18 protein-coding genes and 3 tRNA genes are annotated in these 16,928 nt (G+C 74.2%); 8 read left to right on the plus strand and 13 right to left on the minus strand.

The window, feature by feature from the left end; all coding sequences use genetic code 11:
• Nucleotides 1-231 precede the first annotated feature (231 nt).
• From ACI8AD_RS15540 to ACI8AD_RS15555, 4 genes are read right to left on the minus strand one after another with little or no spacing between them, the layout of a single operon-like run.
• On the minus strand, nucleotides 232-1,086 hold the full coding sequence (locus tag ACI8AD_RS15540) for an ABC transporter ATP-binding protein (protein WP_456871421.1): 855 nt from the start codon (nucleotides 1,084-1,086) through the stop codon (nucleotides 232-234).
• The gene (locus ACI8AD_RS15545; RefSeq protein WP_456871422.1) at nucleotides 1,083-2,159 is read right to left on the minus strand and encodes an ABC transporter ATP-binding protein; all 1,077 of its coding nucleotides are present in this window, start codon (nucleotides 2,157-2,159) and stop codon (nucleotides 1,083-1,085) included. The genes ACI8AD_RS15540 and ACI8AD_RS15545 overlap by 4 nt, the downstream gene beginning before the upstream one ends.
• On the minus strand, nucleotides 2,149-3,147 hold the full coding sequence (locus ACI8AD_RS15550; RefSeq protein ID WP_456871423.1) for a branched-chain amino acid ABC transporter permease: 999 nt from the start codon (nucleotides 3,145-3,147) through the stop codon (nucleotides 2,149-2,151). Before ACI8AD_RS15550 ends, ACI8AD_RS15545 begins: the two co-directional genes overlap by 11 nt.
• Before the next feature lie 3 nt (nucleotides 3,148-3,150).
• Nucleotides 3,151-4,401: an ABC transporter permease subunit gene (locus ACI8AD_RS15555; RefSeq protein ID WP_456871424.1), complete on the minus strand. Its 1,251-nt coding sequence runs from the start codon at nucleotides 4,399-4,401 to the stop codon at nucleotides 3,151-3,153.
• A 333-nt stretch (nucleotides 4,402-4,734) separates the two neighbouring features.
• On the opposite strand from ACI8AD_RS15555, the gene ACI8AD_RS15560 reads away from it, so the two are divergent.
• Nucleotides 4,735-5,364, plus strand: coding sequence for a GNAT family N-acetyltransferase (locus ACI8AD_RS15560; RefSeq protein ID WP_456871425.1), 630 nt, complete (start codon nucleotides 4,735-4,737; stop codon nucleotides 5,362-5,364).
• Between the two features lie 16 nt (nucleotides 5,365-5,380).
• On the opposite strand, the gene ACI8AD_RS15565 is transcribed toward ACI8AD_RS15560, so the two are convergent.
• Nucleotides 5,381-5,785, minus strand: a complete 405-nt coding sequence (locus tag ACI8AD_RS15565; protein WP_456871426.1) for a PaaI family thioesterase — start codon at nucleotides 5,783-5,785, stop codon at nucleotides 5,381-5,383.
• Nucleotides 5,786-5,843: 58 nt separating this feature from the next.
• Between ACI8AD_RS15565 and polA the strand changes: the two genes are divergently transcribed.
• Nucleotides 5,844-8,582, plus strand: a complete 2,739-nt coding sequence (polA, locus tag ACI8AD_RS15570) for a DNA polymerase I (RefSeq protein ID WP_456871427.1) — start codon at nucleotides 5,844-5,846, stop codon at nucleotides 8,580-8,582.
• A gap of 318 nt (nucleotides 8,583-8,900) precedes the next feature.
• On the opposite strand, the gene ACI8AD_RS15575 is transcribed toward polA, so the two are convergent.
• Together ACI8AD_RS15575 and ACI8AD_RS15580 are read right to left on the minus strand one after the other, a co-directional pair.
• Complete coding sequence (locus ACI8AD_RS15575) at nucleotides 8,901-9,044, minus strand: hypothetical protein (protein WP_456871428.1); 144 nt, start codon at nucleotides 9,042-9,044, stop codon at nucleotides 8,901-8,903.
• A gap of 17 nt (nucleotides 9,045-9,061) precedes the next feature.
• A complete protein-coding gene (locus ACI8AD_RS15580) occupies nucleotides 9,062-9,556 on the minus strand; it encodes an N-acetyltransferase family protein (RefSeq protein ID WP_456871429.1) in 495 nt (164 codons plus the stop codon).
• An 82-nt stretch (nucleotides 9,557-9,638) separates the two neighbouring features.
• Between ACI8AD_RS15580 and ACI8AD_RS15585 the strand changes: the two genes are divergently transcribed.
• On the plus strand, nucleotides 9,639-10,130 hold the full coding sequence (locus ACI8AD_RS15585; RefSeq protein WP_456871430.1) for a winged helix-turn-helix transcriptional regulator: 492 nt from the start codon (nucleotides 9,639-9,641) through the stop codon (nucleotides 10,128-10,130).
• Here ACI8AD_RS15585 and ACI8AD_RS15590 read toward each other — a convergent pair.
• Nucleotides 10,105-10,944 carry a class I SAM-dependent methyltransferase gene (locus ACI8AD_RS15590; RefSeq protein ID WP_456871431.1) on the minus strand — a complete coding sequence of 280 codons (840 nt, stop codon included), beginning with the start codon at nucleotides 10,942-10,944 and terminating at the stop codon, nucleotides 10,105-10,107. The genes ACI8AD_RS15585 and ACI8AD_RS15590 overlap by 26 nt on opposite strands.
• Before the next feature lie 214 nt (nucleotides 10,945-11,158).
• Between ACI8AD_RS15590 and rpsA the strand changes: the two genes are divergently transcribed.
• The gene (gene rpsA / locus ACI8AD_RS15595) at nucleotides 11,159-12,625 is read left to right on the plus strand and encodes a 30S ribosomal protein S1 (protein ID WP_089404908.1); all 1,467 of its coding nucleotides are present in this window, start codon (nucleotides 11,159-11,161) and stop codon (nucleotides 12,623-12,625) included.
• A 147-nt stretch (nucleotides 12,626-12,772) separates the two neighbouring features.
• On the opposite strand, the gene ACI8AD_RS15600 is transcribed toward rpsA, so the two are convergent.
• Nucleotides 12,773-13,045, minus strand: a complete 273-nt coding sequence (locus ACI8AD_RS15600) for a hypothetical protein (protein ID WP_456871432.1) — start codon at nucleotides 13,043-13,045, stop codon at nucleotides 12,773-12,775.
• A gap of 158 nt (nucleotides 13,046-13,203) precedes the next feature.
• Between ACI8AD_RS15600 and coaE the strand changes: the two genes are divergently transcribed.
• A complete protein-coding gene (coaE, locus tag ACI8AD_RS15605; protein ID WP_456871433.1) occupies nucleotides 13,204-13,809 on the plus strand; it encodes a dephospho-CoA kinase in 606 nt (201 codons plus the stop codon).
• Nucleotides 13,810-13,862: 53 nt separating this feature from the next.
• Here coaE and ACI8AD_RS15610 read toward each other — a convergent pair.
• The 4 genes from ACI8AD_RS15610 to ACI8AD_RS15625 all read right to left on the minus strand — a co-directional run bounded on the left by ACI8AD_RS15610 (nucleotide 13,863) and on the right by ACI8AD_RS15625 (nucleotide 14,686).
• A tRNA-Val gene (locus ACI8AD_RS15610) sits at nucleotides 13,863-13,937 on the minus strand.
• A gap of 49 nt (nucleotides 13,938-13,986) precedes the next feature.
• A tRNA-Cys gene (locus ACI8AD_RS15615) sits at nucleotides 13,987-14,057 on the minus strand.
• A gap of 43 nt (nucleotides 14,058-14,100) precedes the next feature.
• A tRNA-Gly gene (locus ACI8AD_RS15620) sits at nucleotides 14,101-14,173 on the minus strand.
• Nucleotides 14,174-14,242: 69 nt separating this feature from the next.
• The gene (locus ACI8AD_RS15625; RefSeq protein ID WP_456871434.1) at nucleotides 14,243-14,686 is read right to left on the minus strand and encodes an SsgA family sporulation/cell division regulator; all 444 of its coding nucleotides are present in this window, start codon (nucleotides 14,684-14,686) and stop codon (nucleotides 14,243-14,245) included.
• 147 nt (nucleotides 14,687-14,833) lie between these two features.
• On the opposite strand from ACI8AD_RS15625, the gene ACI8AD_RS15630 reads away from it, so the two are divergent.
• Genes ACI8AD_RS15630 through ACI8AD_RS15640 form a run of 3 tightly spaced genes read left to right on the plus strand, consistent with a single transcriptional unit; the run spans nucleotide 14,834 to nucleotide 16,919 of the window.
• The gene (locus ACI8AD_RS15630; protein WP_456871435.1) at nucleotides 14,834-15,475 is read left to right on the plus strand and encodes a sigma-70 family RNA polymerase sigma factor; all 642 of its coding nucleotides are present in this window, start codon (nucleotides 14,834-14,836) and stop codon (nucleotides 15,473-15,475) included.
• On the plus strand, nucleotides 15,472-16,431 hold the full coding sequence (locus ACI8AD_RS15635) for an anti-sigma factor domain-containing protein (protein WP_456871436.1): 960 nt from the start codon (nucleotides 15,472-15,474) through the stop codon (nucleotides 16,429-16,431). Before ACI8AD_RS15630 ends, ACI8AD_RS15635 begins: the two co-directional genes overlap by 4 nt.
• Before the next feature lie 14 nt (nucleotides 16,432-16,445).
• A complete protein-coding gene (locus ACI8AD_RS15640) occupies nucleotides 16,446-16,919 on the plus strand; it encodes a PGPGW domain-containing protein (RefSeq protein WP_456871437.1) in 474 nt (157 codons plus the stop codon).
• The last annotated feature ends 9 nt before the right edge of the window (nucleotides 16,920-16,928 follow it).

Consider the following 16,928-nt stretch of genomic DNA (forward strand, 5'->3'; position numbering starts at 1 on the left):
CGCGCCCGCCCCCCCCCGCGCCCCCCGCGCCCCCCCCCCCCCCCCCCCCCCCCCCCCCCCCCCCCCCCCCCCCCCCCCCCCCCCCCCCCCCCCCCGGGGCGGGGGGAGGTCGTCGACCTGCCGGGACCGCACCCGCACGAGGCTGACGGCGGCCGGACGAACACGAGCGAGGCCGGCGCCCCAGGGGGACGCCGGCCTCGTGCTGGGTCGGGAGGGAGGACCCTCCGCGGGTCACTGCGCCTTGGCGAGCGTCCCCAGGTAGAGCTCGATCACCTTCGGGTCGGTCATGAGCGACTGCCCGGTGTCGGTGTAGGCGTTGCGGCCCTGGTCGAGCACGTAGCCGCGGTCGCAGATCTGCAGGCAGCGGCGGGCGTTCTGCTCGACCATGATGATCGAGACGCCGGTGGCGTTGATCCGCCGGCAGCGGATGAACACCTCGTCCTGGTAGGCGGGGGAGAGCCCGGCCGACGGCTCGTCGAGCAGCAGCACCGACGGGTCCATCATCAGCGCCCGGCCCATGGCGACCATCTGCCGCTCACCGCCCGACAGCGCCCCGGCCTTGCCCTTGCGCCGCTCCCCGAGCAGGGGGAACAGGTCGATGACGTAGTCGAAGCGCTCCTTGAACGTCCGCGGCCGCAGGTAGACGCCCATCTGCATGTTCTCCTCGATGGTGAGCGAGGGGAACACGTTGTTGTTCTGCGGCACGTAGCCGACGCCCAGGGACACCAGCCGGTGCGCCGGCGCGGAGGTGATGTCCTCCCCACGCAGCCGCACCGAGCCCGAGCGCACCGGGATGAGCCCGAACAGCGTCTTGAGCAGCGTGGACTTGCCGGCACCGTTGGGGCCGATGATCCCGACCAGTTCGCCGTCCTGCAGGTAGAAGTCACAGCCCCGCAGGATGTTGACGCCGGGCACGTAGCCGGCGACGAGGTCGTCGGCGCGGACCAGCGCGCCCTCGGCGAGGCGCAGGTGCTCCTCGCGGGTGGCTGCCTTCTCCGCGGGGGAGAGGGTGGCCGTGGTGGCGACCTCGTCGGCGCGGGTGCGGTCCTCGCCGGACTCGTCGACCTCGAACAGCGGCTCGCTCATCGCTCGCCCTTCCCGGTGGTGGTGTCGGACCCGAGCACGTCGCCGCCCCCGTGCTCCTCGCGGGCGATCTCACGCTCGGCCTGGGCGAGCACCTGGTCCTCCTCCTCGACGGTGAGGGGCGCGTCGTGGTGCGCCCCGAGGTAGGCGTCGACGACGGCCTGGTTCTGGCTGATCGACTCCGGCGGTCCCTCGGCGATCACCCTGCCGGCGGCCATGACGACGACCCAGTCGCTGATGTCCCGGACGACGTCCATGTCGTGCTCGACGAAGATCACCGTCATGCCCTCCTCGCGGAGGTCCTTGACGTGGCCGAGCAGGCTCTGCGTCAGGGCGGGGTTCACCCCGGCCATCGGCTCGTCGAGCATGACGACCTTCGGGTCGCTCATCAGCGCCCGCGCCATCTCCAGCAGCTTGCGCTGACCGCCGGAGAGGGTGCCGGCGAAGTCGTCCTTCTTCGCGTCGAGCTTGAACCGGCGCAGCAGGTCCATGGCCTTCTCGGTGTTGGCCTGCTCCTGGGACTTCCAGGTGCCGGGCACCAGGGCCCGCCAGAAGCTCTCGCCGCGCTGCCCCTGTGCGCCGAGCAGCATGTTCTGCAGCACGGTCAGCCGGGACAGCGCCTTGGTGAGCTGGAAGGTCCGGACGACGCCGAGCCGCGCGACCTGGTGCGGAGCGAGCTTGCCCAGCGGCCGGCCGTCGAACTCCCAGGTGCCGGTGTTGGGCTGGTCGAACCCGGTCAGCAGGTTGAACAGCGTCGTCTTGCCCGCTCCGTTGGGCCCGATCAGGCCGGTGATGCCGCCGCGCTGCACCTCGAGGTGGTCGACGGCGACCGCCGTGAGCCCCCCGAAGGTCCGGGTCACGCCGTCGACGACGATCGCCGGGTCCGGCTTGGCGACGCCGACCTCCCAGGGGATGTCGCGCAGCGCCGTCTGTGCCAGCCGCTGGGGGGCGTCCCCGCGCTGCCAGCCGGAGGGCTTCTGCAGGGAGGCGCCCGACGCGCCGGCGCCGGCCGCGCCGGCACCCGAGGCGCCGGCGCCGGACGCCGTGGCGCCGTGGGGGTTGGGGTCAGCGGGCATCGAGCATCACCTCTCGTCGGTCGCCGAGGATGCCCTGCGGTCGGAAGACCAACAGCAGCATGAGGCCGATCCCGACCAGGACGAAGCGGATCTGCGCCACGTCGGTGGACGACAGCAGCCCCTCGGGGATGATCCCGTTGTCGATGAGGAGCCGAAGGCCGGTGTCGGCGAACTGCAGGATGAACAGCAGGATGATCGAGCCGATGACCGGCCCGAGCACCCGCGCGGCCCCGCCGAGGATCAGGGCGGCGTAGGCCAGGAACGTGTTCGCGTTCTGGTACTGGTCGGGGACGGCCGAGCCGGTGCCGACGGCGTAGACCATCCCGCCGATGGCGCCCAGGACGCCGCCGAGCACGAGGGCCTGCATCTTGTAGACGTAGACGTTCTTGCCCAGCGACCGGACCGCGTCCTCGTCCTCGCGGATGGACTTGAGCACGCGGCCCCACGGGCTGCGCACCAGTGCCCAGACCAGCAGGCAGGACAGGGCCACGAGCACCCACCCGACGAGCGTCACCCAGAGCTCGCCGCCGGACCAGCTCGTGCCCAGGATGCGATAGCGCTCGTTGGTGGCCCACGGGGCCAGGGCGATGAAGTCGCCGTTGAAGGCCGACAGGCCACGGGTCCCGTTGGTGACCGGCGTGGCCGACACCGACCGGAACAGCAGCCGCAACCCCTCGGCCGCCGCGATGGTGGCGATGGCCAGGTAGTCCGCGCGCAGCCGCAGCGTGGGCAGGCCGAGCAGGAGGGCCAGGACGACGGCCGCCGCCAGGCCCACCAGCACGCCCACCCAGAAGGGCAGGCCCCACTTGCTCACGGAGATGGCGATGCCGAAGCCGCCCAGCATCGCGAAGGCGATCTGCCCGAAGTTGAGCAGGCCGGCGTAGCCGAACTGGACGTTGAGGCCGATGGCGAGCAGCGAGAAGAAGATCGCCTGGAACCCGAGGCCGGCCTTGAGGGCGACGGCCAGGGCGTCGATGAGGTCACCCATGGCTCAGCCGATCCGGACCCGGCTGCCCAGGATGCCCTGGGGTCGGATGACGAGGATGACGATCAAGAGCAGGAGCCCTCCGACGTACTTCACGTCATTCGGGATGACGAGGGTCGACATCTGGACGAACACACCCACGATCAGGCTGCCCACCAGGGCGCCGTAGGCGGTGCCGAGGCCCCCGAGGGTGACGCCGGCGAACATCAGCAGCAGCAGGCGGAAGCCCATGTCCCACTGCACCTGGTCGGACAGGCCGAGCAGGACGCCACCGAGGGCGGCCAGCGCCCCGCCCATCATCCAGACCACGAGGATGACGCGGTTGACGTCGATTCCCGAGGAGGCGGCGAGGTCGCGGTTGTCGGCGACCGCCCGCATCGCCTTGCCGATCTTGGTGCGCTGCAGCATGAGGGCCACCAGCACCAGGACGACGATCGAGACGACGATCGAGATCAGCGCCCGGTTGGTCAGGGTGAACAGGCCGTAGTCGACGGCGCGGCCGGTGGACACCTGGTACGGGCTGGACCGGCCGCCGTAGAAGATCTGGATGGCGTAGCGCAGCACCAGCGACAGGCCGATGGACACGACGAGAGCGGCGATGAGGCCGGTCCCGCGACGGCGCAGCGGCCGCCACAGCCCCAGCTCGTTGAGGGCGCCGACGGCCGCGCCGACGACCATCGCGATGAGCGCCGCCGCGACCAGCGGGACACCGCCCTGCACGTTGACGTACCAGGCGGCGATGGCGCCGATGGTGACCAGCTCGCCGTGCGCGAAGTTGGTCAGCCCGGTGGTGCCGAAGATCAGCGACAGGCCGACGGCGCACATGGCGATGAGCAGGCCGAAGCGGATCCCGTCGACGAGCAGCTGGACGGCGCGGACGGTGCCCCCGCCGCCGCCCCGGCTGCCGTCCTCGAGGCCGATGATCACCGGCTCGCGGCGGCCCTCGGCCACGGTGACCGTGCGGTTGTCGGTGCCGGCCAGCTTCACGCCCTCGGGCAGGCCGTCCTCGTCGATGGTGACGACGTAGTCGCCGGGGCCGGGCAGGTCGACCGACCAGCGTCCGTCCTCGTCGCTCTCGACGCTGTCGACCTCCTCGCCGTCGGCGGTGGTGACGGTGACCTCGACGCCCTCGATGGGGCCGGACCGGCTGGTCTGCAGCGTCCCGAGGACCTGCTCGCCCTCGGCGCTGGCGATGCCGGGGACGAGTACGGCGAGCCCGGTGACGGCGACGAGCACCAGCAGGAGCCGGAGCAGCACCCTCCGGGCGGTCCCCGGGCCCGGGCGGATCGCGCTCCGGTGCGGCCGAGGTGGCCCGGCAGTGGCTGACGGGTGCCTCACACAACCTCCCTGGTCGTGGCGGTGTCTGGTGAGCGGTGACGGGCACGGCAGTGCCGACCGTCACAGCGTGCGGTGGGGCGTGACGGTAACCCAGGGCCCTTGGGTCCCCACCTCCCGACGCCGTCCTGTGACCTGAGCGCGACCTGCGCGGGACCGTCGGCAGGTGTCACTCCCGTCCCGTCCCGGCGCGTCGGCGGGGGTCCGGGGCGCTGCCGGGTGCACGATCCCGGCACCGCCCAGGGGAGGACTCCCGTGCCAGCAACCGGTCAGTGGTCCCGCGTCAGCACGCGCACGGCGCGCCCGGAGGACCTGCCCGCGGTCCTCGCGCTGGTGCGCCAGCACCGGGCCGAGGCGCACGCCGAGGGGGTGCTCACCGGGCAGACCCCGGGGGCCGCCGCGGCGGTGGGTTTCCGCCGGCTGCTGTCCGACCCCGGGCACCGCGTCGTCCTCGCCGTCCTCCCAGGGGCCAACGCGCCGGGCGCCGACTCCGCCGGCGAGGTGGTCGTGGGCCTGGCCGTGCTCGGGCTCGACCCGCTGTCGACGGTGCTCGGCGTCCCCCAGGTCACCGTCGACAACCTCGTCGTCCACCGCGAGCACCGCCGCCGCGGCGCGGGCACCGCGCTGCTGGCCGCCGCGGCCGGCTACGCCGGGGAGCTCGGGGCGCTGCACGTGGTGGCCTCGGTGGGCGGGCACGAGGCCGAGCGGCAGCGGTTCTTCGCGCGGATGGGCTTCGCGCCGCTGACGACGCGCCGGATCGTGCCGCGCGAGACGCTGAGCCGGGCGCTGGCGACCTGGCAGCGCAGCGGACTGCCCGTGCCGCGCCGGCTGCCGCGCCGCCGTCCGCTGCCGCCGCGGGCGCTGCCCGTCGCCGTCGAGCGCTGAGGGAGCCCCGCCGGGGTCAGGCGGGGACGATCGCGCAGGTCAGCCGGGCGGTGGCGGTGGTGCGGCCGGACTCGTCGGTGACCTGCACGAGGAACGTCGACAGCGTCCGCCCGATGCGGGCTGGGGTGCAGACGGCGGTGACCGTGCCCGCGGTGGCCGCGCGCAGGTAGCTGGCGTTGAGCTCGACGCCGACGGCCCTGCGGCCGGGCCCGGCGTTGATCGCCGCCGCCCACGACCCGACCGACTCCACCAGGGCGCAGGTGGCGCCGCCGTGCAGCAGGCCGAAGGGCTGCTGGTTGCCCTCCACCGGCATGGTGGCGACGAGGCGGTCGGGCGTGAAGTCGACGATGCGGATGCCCAGCTTGTCGTCGAGCGGTCCCGGCTCGGTCAGCGGCAGCCAGTCGGGGGCAGGTGTGGTCATCCCCGGGACGCTAGCCATCGGCCGTGGACGTCGGTGGCCCGACATACGATCACCGGTGATGTCCGCTCCGGTGACCACCCCCGCGCCCGCCGTCCCCTCCAGTCCGGAGACGCGGCCGCGGCTGCTGCTGCTCGACGGGCACTCGCTGGCCTACCGGGCGTTCTTCGCGCTCCCGGTGGAGAACTTCTCGACCACGACCGGGCAGCCGACCAACGCCGTCTACGGCTTCACGTCGATGCTGATCAACGTGCTGCGCGACGAGCAGCCCACGCATCTCGCGGTGGCCTTCGACGTCGGGCGCAAGACGTTCCGGAACGAGATCTACGCCGAGTACAAGGCCAACCGCACCGAGAGCCCCACCGACTTCCGCGGCCAGGTGAGCCTCATCCAGGAGGTGCTGGCCGCCCTGCACGTCCCGGTCGTGACCGCCGAGGGCTTCGAGGCCGACGACGTCATCGCCACCCTGACCGTGCAGGCCGTCGAGCAGGGCATGGACGTGCTCATCTGCACCGGCGACCGCGACGCGCTGCAGCTGGTGAACGAGCACGTCACCGTGCTCTACCCGCGCAAGGGCGTCTCCGACCTCACCCGGTTCACCCCGGAGGAGGTCGAGGCCAAGTACGGGCTCACGCCGCGGCAGTACCCCGACTTCGCCGCGCTGCGGGGCGACCCCAGCGACAACCTGCCCAGCATCCCGAGCGTGGGGGAGAAGACGGCGGCCAAGTGGGTCCGCGAGTACGGCTCCCTCGACGAGCTCGTCGACCGCGTCGACACCGTCAAGGGCAAGGTCGGCGAGAAGCTGCGCGAGCACCTGTCCTCGGTGCTGCAGAACCGGCGGCTGACCGAGCTCGACCGGTCGGTGCCCCTCGAGGTCGGCCCGCAGGACCTCGCCGTGCGCGCCTGGGACCGCAACGAGGTGCACACCCTCTTCGACAACCTGCAGTTCCGGGTGCTGCGCGACCGGCTGTTCGCCACGCTGAGCAGCGCCGAGCCGGAGGTCGAGGGCGGCTTCGACGTCACCGCCGACGACGTCCCCGCCGGCGGGCTGGGCGCCTGGCTCGACGCGCACGCCCGCACCGGCCGCACCGGCCTGGTCTTCCGCGGCACGTGGGGCCGGGGCACCGGTGAGCTGGCCGGCCTGGCGCTGGCCGCCGCCGACGACCACGCCGTCTTCGTCGACTGCGGCCCCGACCTCGACGCCGCCGACGAGCAGGCGCTGGCCGGCTGGCTGGTCGACCCGGCCGCCGAGAAGGTCGCCCACGACGTCAAGGGCCCGCTGCTGGCGGTGTGGGCCCGCGGCTGGGACCTGCAGGGCCTGGTCAGCGACACGGCGCTCGCGGCGTACCTGGCCACGCCCGGGCAGCGCTCCTTCGACCTCGCCGACCTCGCCGTGCGGTACCTGCGCCGCGAGCTCAAGGACGACGCGGCGCCCGAGGCGCAGCTGACCCTCGACGGCATGGGCCCCAGCGAGGCCGACCTCGCCGCCGAGGCCGCGCACGCCGACGTCCTCAAGGCCGTGGCGGTCAACGACCTCTCCGACGCCCTGGAGCAGGTCCTCGGCCAGAAGGGCGGCGACCACCTGCTCGACGAGCTCGAGCTGCCGCTGACCCGGGTCCTGGCGCGGATGGAGCAGCGCGGCATCGCCGTCGACACCGACCTGCTCGCCGAGCTGCAGCGGGAGTTCGCCGACGGCGTGGCCGCGGCGGCCGCCGAGGCGTACGCGGTGATCGGCCACGAGATCAACCTCGGCTCGCCCAAGCAACTGCAGGCGGTGCTGTTCGACGAGCTCGGCCTGCCCAAGACGAAGAAGATCAAGTCCGGGTACACCACCGACGCCGACGCCCTCACCTGGCTCCTGGCGCAGACCGGGCACCCCTTCCTCGAGCACCTGCTGCGCCACCGCGACGTCACCCGGCTGCGCACGGTCATCGACGGCCTGATCCCGATGGTCGACGACGCCGGGCGCATCCACACCACGTTCCAGCAGACCGTGGCCGCCACCGGCCGGCTGTCCTCCATCGACCCGAACCTGCAGAACATCCCGATCCGCAGCGCCGAGGGCCGCCGCATCCGGCAGGCGTTCGTCGTCGGGGCGGGCCACGAGTCGCTGATGACGGCGGACTACAGCCAGATCGAGATGCGGATCATGGCGCACCTGTCCGGCGACGAGGGACTGATCGAGGCGTTCACCTCGGGGGAGGACCTGCACTCCTTCGTCGCCTCGCGGGCCTACGACATCCCGATCGAGCAGGTCGACCCGGAGATGCGCCGCCGGATCAAGGCGATGAGCTACGGCCTGGCCTACGGGCTGAGCGCCTACGGGCTGGCCCAGCAGCTGCGCATCACCCCGGAGGAGGCGCGCGGGCAGATGCACGCCTACTTCGAGCGCTTCGGCGGGATCCGGGACTACCTCGACGGCGTCGTCGAGGAGGCCCGGCTCAGCGGCTACACCGAGACCACCCTGGGGCGGCGGCGCTACCTGCCCGACCTGACCAGCGACAACGGGCAGCGGCGGCAGATGGCCGAGCGGATGGCGCTCAACGCGCCCATCCAGGGCTCGGCGGCCGACGTCATCAAGGTCGCGATGCTCGGCGTGGAGCGGGCCATCGAGGCCGAGGGCCTGACCTCCCGGATGCTCCTGCAGGTGCACGACGAGCTCGTCCTCGAGGTGGCGCCGGGGGAGCGGGAGGCGCTGGAGGCCATCGTCCGCCGCGAGATGGCGGGCGCGGCGCAGCTGTCGGTGCCGCTGGAGGTGTCGGTCGGCATCGGCCGCAGCTGGGACGCCGCCGCCCACTGAGGAAGGACCCTCCTGCCCCCCACCGCTCGCAGGCTCGCGGCGGGGCCCTGCAGGAGGGCCGTCGCAGCACGTCACCGGGGCTCGCGGCGGGGCCCTGCAGGAGGGCCGTCCCAGCACGTCACCGGGCTCGCGGCGGGGCCCTGCGGTCCCGGTGCAGCCCCGTGGGCCGCGGTGGGCGCCGGCGCCCTCGTCGCGGGGCCACCGCTGCTTCGGGGGCCGCCGTCTCGCCCCGCGCCGAGCTGGGGAGCCGGGGCGGGACCAGGGCCGACCGGACGGACGGCGTCCTCGGCCGGACCGGGTCCCCGGGTCGGCGGGTCCTCAGCGGCGGGCGGCGATGGCGCGCAGCTCGTGGGCGGACTCGACGGTCGGCGCCCGGGTGAGCAGGCGCTCGAGGGTGCGGTCCTCGCGCCGGCGGGCACGGGCGAGGCGGTGCTCGGCGAGGGTGGTGCGCAGACGGGACACGACGGTCTCCTCTCGGGTCAGGCGGCGGCCGGCACGGGTGCGCCGGTCAGGGGGCCGTGGACGGCGTAGACGCCGGCGGTGGGGGTGAGGACGGCGTCGGGGAGCAGCCGGCGCAGGAGCCCGACCATCCGGTCGTTGTCGGCCTGGACGTCGGCGGTGAGGGCGCGCACCCCGCGCCGGGCGGCCAGCTCGCTGAGCTCACCCAGCAGCTGGCGGCCGATGCCCACGCCCTGCCAGGCGTCCTCGACCACGACGGCGACGTCGGCGGTGGCGGGGTCCTCGGGCGAGCGGTCGTAGCGCGCCACGCCGACGACCTCGCCGCCGACGACCGCGACCAGCGCCTCGCGCAGGTCGTGGTCGACCTGGACGAGCCGGGCCGCGCCGAACGGCGGCCGGTGCAGCGGGGCGTGGAAGCGCCGGTAGACCGTCTCGGGGGAGAGCCGGTCCCACAGCCGGCAGAACAGCGGGGCGTCGTCCGGCCGGACGGGCCTGGTGTCGACGGTGATGTCCATCCCGACCTCCTGGGTTCGTGAGATGAACTGTGCTCCTCGAGAGTGAGTTCGTCAAGCGAACTCAGCGCGGTATGCTGGGCCCGTGGACAAAGCCGCCTGGGACCGGTCGCGCTGCTCGGTGGCGGGCACGCTGGCCGTCGTCGGGGAGAAGTGGAGCCTGCTGGTGCTGCGCGAGGCGTTCCTCGGCGTGCGCCGGTTCGCCGACCTCCAGCGGGTACTCGGCGCGCCACGGGCGGTGCTGACCGACCGGCTGAACACGCTGGTGGCCGAGGGGATCCTGCGGCGGGTCCCGTACCAGGCGCAGGGCGAGCGGCAGCGGCACGAGTACCGGCTGACCCAGAAGGGCCTCGACCTCTACCCGGCGCTGGTCGCGCTCATGGCCTGGGGCGACCGGTACCTGGCCGAGGACGGCGAGGCGCCCCTGGAGCTGCGGCACCGCGACTGTGGCGAGCGGGTGCACCTCGCCCTGGTCTGCGACGCCGGCCACGAGCTGTCCGGCGCCCGCGACGTCCGCCCGGTCCCGGCGGCGCAGGCACCGGCCGGTGCGGTCACGGCCGGTGCGCCACCACGATGAGCGTGCCGGGGACCAGCGCGCCCCGGGCGGGTGACCACTGCCCCCACTCCTGCGTGCGCCCCGGCGTCCACTCCGGCTCGACGAGGTCGTCGAGCACCAGGCCCGCGCCGACGACCGCGCGCACCCAGTCGCCGACCGTGCGGTGGTGCTCGACGTAGACCGTGCGCCCCTCGCCGTCGGTCTCCACGTAGGGCCGGCGGTCGAAGTAGGACGACACGACCCGCAGGTCGTCGGGGTCGGGGGAGTCCGGCAGCGGCCAGCGGAAGGGGTGGTTGACCGAGGCGGCCAGCCGCCCGCCCGGCCGCAGCACCCGGGCCGCCTCCGCCAGCGCCCCCTCGACGTCGGCCACGAACGGCAGGCCGCCGAACGCCGAGCAGACGACGTCGAAGGAGGCCCCCGTCAGCGGCAGCGCGCCGGCGTCGGCCTGCAGCAGCGGCACGGCCACCCCGGTGGACCGGCCCAGCTCCGCGGCGCGCGCCAGCATCCCCGCCGACAGGTCCACCGCGACGACGTCGGCGCCGGCCCGGCGCAGCCACCGCGCGCACGGCGCCGAGCCGCAGCCGATCTCGAGCACCCGCCGCCCGGCGACGTCGCCGAGCAGGTGCGCGTCGGCCTCCCGCAGCCCCTCCGGGCACCAGAGGAAGTCGACGTCGCCCAGGTCGGCGCCGTGTTCGGCGAGGTAGGCCGGCGCGGCGGCGTCCCACCAGCCGCGGTTGGCGCGCGCCGACTCGGCGGCGCCGGCCGGCCGGCGCTCGACCCCACCCGCGGCGGGGTAGCCGTCGGGGCCCAGGGGGAGCGCGGGCGGCAGGCTCATGACACGCCGATCGTGACACGCCGCGGGCGACGGGCAGAGGTCGCCCACCCAGGTGGACCCGCGTGCGCCCGCGTCCGTACCATGGGAATGCGCCAGAGGTCTGTCAGTGCTGTACCCGCAAGGGATCGGCGCGCGCCGGCTCTCCCCGCTCCCGCGGTCACCCGGCCGCGGTACCCCCGTCCCTACGCACCCCCCGTCCGGAGCACTCGACCACATGACCTCCACCCAGGTCCGTCCCGACAGCACCCCCCAGATCGCGGTGAACGACATCGGCACCGCCGAGGACTTCCTCGCCGCGATCGACCAGACGATCAAGTACTTCAACGACGGCGACATCGTCGAAGGCGTCATCGTCAAGGTCGACCGGGACGAGGTGCTGCTGGACATCGGCTACAAGACCGAGGGCGTCATCCCCTCGCGCGAGCTGTCCATCAAGCACGACGTCGACCCCAACGAGGTCGTCAAGGTCGGCGACGAGGTGGAAGCCCTCGTCCTCCAGAAGGAGGACAAGGAAGGCCGCCTGATCCTGTCCAAGAAGCGCGCCCAGTACGAGCGCGCCTGGGGCACGATCGAGGCGAAGAAGGAAGCCGACGAGGTCGTCACCGGCACCGTCATCGAGGTCGTCAAGGGCGGTCTCATCCTCGACATCGGCCTGCGCGGGTTCCTCCCCGCCTCGCTGGTCGAGATGCGCCGCGTCCGCGACCTGCAGCCCTACGTGGGCCGCGAGCTCGAGGCCAAGATCATCGAGCTCGACAAGAACCGCAACAACGTCGTCCTGTCCCGCCGGCAGTGGCTGGAGCAGACGCAGTCCGAGGTCCGCAGCGAGTTCCTCAACAAGCTCGCCCGCGGCCAGGTGCGCACCGGCGTCGTCTCCTCGATCGTCAACTTCGGCGCGTTCGTCGACCTCGGCGGCGTGGACGGCCTCGTGCACGTCTCCGAGCTGTCCTGGAAGCACATCGACCACCCGTCCGAGGTGGTCGAGGTCGGCCAGGAGGTCACCGTCGAGGTCCTCGACGTCGACCTCGACCGCGAGCGGGTCTCCCTGTCGCTGAAGGCGACGCAGGAGGACCCGTGGCGTCAGTTCGCCCGCACCCACCAGATCGGCCAGGTCGTGCCGGGCAAGGTCACCAAGCTGGTGCCCTTCGGCGCGTTCGTCCGGGTCGACGAGGGCATCGAGGGCCTGGTCCACATCTCCGAGCTGGCCGAGCGCCACGTGGAGATCCCCGAGCAGGTCGTGCAGGTCGGCGACGAGCTCCTGGTCAAGGTCATCGACATCGACCTCGACCGGCGCCGCATCTCGCTGTCGCTCAAGCAGGCCAACGAGGGCGTCATCGGCGACGAGGAGCAGTTCGACCCCGCCGCCTACGGCATGGCCGCGTCCTACGACGAGCAGGGCAACTACATCTACCCCGAGGGCTTCGACCCGGAGACCGGCGAGTGGCTCGAGGGTTACGAGGAGGCCCGCGAGACCTGGGAGCGGCAGTACGCCGAGGCCCAGGCCCGCTTCGAGGCGCACCGCAAGCAGATCGCCGCGGCCCGCGAGGCCGACGCCGAGGCCGCTGCCGGGGGCAACTACTCCTCCGGTGGTGACACCGCCACCACCGGCGACACCTCCGGTGGCACGCTGGCCAGCGACGAGGCGCTCGCCGCGCTGCGGGCCAAGCTCGCCGGCGGGGAGTGACCCGCTGACCGGCTGACGGTCCGATCGACGACAGAGGCCCAGGACCCGCACAGGTCCTGGGCCTCTGTCGCGTCCGCGGGCCGTGTCGTCAGGCCTGCGGAGGGCGGGCGCCCGCCCGGCATCCCCGTCCGGGCGGGCAGACCCGGGCTAGAGGCTGAGGATGATGGCGAACGCCGAGCGCGGCCGGCCACCGGCGGCGGCCAGCGACTGCCACGTGTGGCGGCCGGCCGGGGCGGCGTCGAGCAGCCAGCTCCAGAAGCTGCGGCGGGCCGGCGCGGCGGCCTCCACCACGAGGCGCTCGCGGACGGCGGGCAGGTCGGCGACCCGGATGCCGCCGGCGCGCTCGACCCGGTGCCGGCCGCGGGCGCGGGAGCCGGTGCCGGTGCCGGTGGTCGCGGCAGTGGTGCGGGTCAGCGACATCGTGGTGCCTGCCTCTCTCGGCCGGGTCCCCCTCCGTGGGGAACCGCCGGGGCGGACGTTATGAGGAGTGACGGGTGTGACTGGTGCGACGCGCCGGGCAGGGCGGGCGGGTGTTACCCGTCCGTGACCGCGTCCTGCGCGCTGGTTACGGTCCGTGCGTGCTGCGCATCGGGTTGACCGGCGGGATCGGATCGGGCAAGAGCACGGTGGCGGCGCTGCTGGCCGCCCGCGGGGCGCTGGTGGTCGACTCCGACGCGATCGCGCGGGAGGTGGTCGAGCCGGGCACACCGGGCCTGGCCGCCGTCGCCGACGCGTTCGGGCCGCAGGTGCTCACCGCCGACGGCGCGCTGGACCGCGCGGCGCTGGCGTCGATCGTCTTCCGCGACCCACGGGCGCGTGCCCGGCTCGACGGGATCGTCCACCCGCTGGTGCGGGCGCGGGCGCAGGAGGTGGTCGCGGAGGCGCCGCCGGACGCCGTCGTCGTCCAGGACGTGCCGCTGCTGGTGGAGACCGGGCAGGCCGGCCGGTTCGACCTCGTGCTGGTGGTCGAGACCGACCTGGAGACGCGGCTGGCCCGCCTGGTGCGGCGCGGGCTGTCCGAGGACGACGCCCGGGCCCGCATCGCCGCGCAGGCCACCGACGAGCAGCGCCGGGCGGTCGCCGACGTCGTCCTGGACAACAGCGGCGACCCCGACGCGCTCGCCCGGCAGGTCGAGGACCTGTGGGCCGAGCGCGTCGCCCCGGCCGCGGGGGAGCGGGGCTGAGCCGGCCCCGGGACGACGGGAGCCCCGGACCGCGTGGTCCGGGGCTCCCGTGCTGGTGGGCGATACTGGGTTCGAACCAGTGACCTCTTCCGTGTCAGGGAAGCGCGCTACCACTGCGCTAATCGCCCGAGTCCGGTCGTGTGACCGGCCCGCTCCACCGCCCTCGGCGAGGAGGCGAGGTGGAGACGGGATTTGAACCCGTGTAGACGGCTTTGCAGGCCGTTGCCTCGCCTCTCGGCCACTCCACCGCACACACGAGCGCCGGTCGTGCGACCAGCGCTCGAGGTCCCGAGCGGACGACGGGATTCGAACCCGCGACCCTCACCTTGGCAAGGTGATGCTCTACCAACTGAGCCACGTCCGCGTTGCTGTCGTGCAGGGAGAACCATACCCGACCCGCACAGGGGCTTTCACGGGGGGTCCCCCCCGGGGGTCAGCGCGCGCCGGGGTCGCCGCCGCCGAGCAGCACGGCCAGCTCCTCGTCGACGTCGAGGGCCGCGGTCTCCTGGCCGGTCGGGACCAGGGCCTCGGTCTGCTGCAGGAAGGCGGCCACCGTGGCGCGGGACAGCTCGAACAGCGCCTCGCCGGAGGGGGCCCGCAGGTGCAGGTACAGCACGTCGCCGCTGGTGCGGGCCGGCCACAGCCGCACGTCGCCGTCGCCGGCGGGGTGCTCGAGGCCCGCGGCCAGCAGCTCGCGGCCCAGCAGCCAGGTGATGCCGTCGTCGGCCGGGTCGCCGGGTTCGCCGAACCCGATCCGGACCGCGAAGGGGTCGCTCACCTCGTAGGACAGCACGGCGGGCACCTCTGTCCACGAGCCGGGGCCGACCAGGTGCAGCGTCGTGGGGACGGAGTACCCGGGGGTAGCGCGGTGCGACATGACCTCTCCAACGACCGGTACGACAGGACGGTGCGCGTCCCGACGCCCGGCCGTGTCATCCGTCCGGGTGCCCTGTCGGTACCCGTCCCGTGGCGTGTGAACCGGGATGAGTGTGCCTGTCGAACCCGTCGTGTGACGATGGGGTCCGTGACGCGTCCGGCACGACGACCGGAGGGCGATCCCGGTGACGCCGACCTCGTGCGGCGGGTGCGCGCGGGGGACCGAGGTGCCGTCGACGACCTCTACGACCGGTTCCGCCGCCCGGCCTTCGCCCTCGCCCGGCGGATCCTGGCCGACGACACGCTCGCCGAGGACGTCGTCCAGGACGTGTTCCTGAGCGTGTGGCGCGACCCGCACGCCTACGACGGCGCCCGCGGCAGCTTCTCCTCCTGGCTGATGGCGATGGTGCACCACAAGGCGGTCGACGCGGTCCGCCGCGAGGAGGCGCACCGGCGCCGGCAGTCCCGGGCCGAGGACGACCTGGCGCTGCGGGCGCCCACCGGCACCCACGACGTCGAGGACGAGGCCTGGAGCCGGGTGGTGTCCGAGCGGGTGCGGCTGGCGCTGGGCGCCCTGCCCGACGCCCAGCGCGAGGCGCTGACGCTGGCCTACTACGGCGGGTACACCCAGCGGGAGGTGGCGGCACTGACCAGCGCCCCGCTGGGCACGGTGAAGACCCGCATGCTCGCCGGCATGCGCCGGCTGAAGGAGGAGCTCGGCACGGTGGCCGGTGTCACGGCCGGGGGCGCGCTCAGCGACCCCGCGGCGGTCGACGGGGGCGCTCGGTGAGCGCGCGGCACGACGACCACCAGACCTTCGACGAGCTCGCGGTCGGCTGGGCGCTGCACGCGCTCGAGCCCGAGGACGAGGCGGTCTTCGGGGCCCACCTGGCCACCTGCCCCAGGTGCGCGCGCACGGTCGCCGAGACCGCCGAGGTGATGTCCGCGCTCGCCGGTGACCTGCCGGCGGCCGAGCCCTCCGAGCGGCTGCGCGACCGGCTGCGGGACGCCGTCGAGCGCACCGGGCAGGTGCCGCCCCCGGCCGGCGCGGAGCCGGCCCCACCGGCCCTCCCGCCGGTGCCCGCCGCACCCCCGGGCGGCCGGCGGCGCACCGACGTCCCCGGCGCCGGGTCGACGGCGTCCGGGTCGACGGCGTCCGGGTCGACGGCCGCCGGGTCGACGGCCGCCGGCCGGCGGGCCACCGGCTTCCCGGACTACGCCTCCCCGGCCGCGGGCCCGGGCGCCGACCCCCGGTCGGTGTGGCGGCGGGTGCTGCCCAACGCGCTGGTCGCGGCCGCGGTGGCCGCGATCCTGGCGCTGGGCACCTGGACCGTCGTCCTCGGGTCGGCGCGCGACGACGCGCAGGCGGTCGCGGCCCGGCAGGCGGAGGTCATCGACGCGCTGCTGGAGCCGGGCCGGGCGGCCATCGCGCCGGTGGTCGACACCGACGGGCAGGACGTGCTCGCCACGGTGGTCGCCCGCGACGGCCGGGTGCAGGTGGTCACCGACGGGCTGCGGGTGAACGACAGCAGCGACAGCACCTACGTCGTGTGGGGGATCGCCGGGGACGGACCGGTGGCGTTGGGCACCTTCGACGTGATCTCCCCGCAGACCGACCTGCGGACCGTAGGCTCCGCCCCGACCGGGAGCGATGCGTACGCCGAGTACGCGATCAGCATCGAGCCCGGTCGGCAGGTGCCGGCGGAACCGTCGGACGTGGTGGCGCGAGGGCAGGTGACCAGCTGAGCGGACAGGACACCGTGCCGCCCCTCCCGCAGGAGGCGGCGGAACGGCAGGGCGCGGGGCAGCGGCGGGAGCAGGCCGCGCAGGACGGGCGCCACAGCCTGCGCGAGCGCGTCGCCGGGACCCGCTGGCGCCGGCGCGTGGCCGCCCGCCGGTCGATCGACTCCGCCTACCGCGTCGTCGTCGGGATCGTCGGCGGCCTGGTCGTCGCGCTCGGCCTGGCCACCATCCCGCTGCCGGGCCCCGGCTGGCTGACCGTCATCGCCGGTCTGGTCGTCCTCGCCACCGAGTTCCGGTGGGCCGAGCGGCTGCTGGACTTCACGCGGCGCAACGTCCGGGCCTGGACCGACTGGCTGGGCCGCCAGCCGATCTGGGTGCGGCTGGGCATCGGCGCGCTGACTGCGGCGTTCGTCTACGGCGCCCTCGTCGTCGTCCTGCACCTGACCGGCGTGCCCGACTGGGTGCCGGGGTGGGTGCCCCTGTGGCGCTGAGCGTCTGGC

It is taken from the genome of Geodermatophilus sp. SYSU D00766, assembly GCF_054049915.1.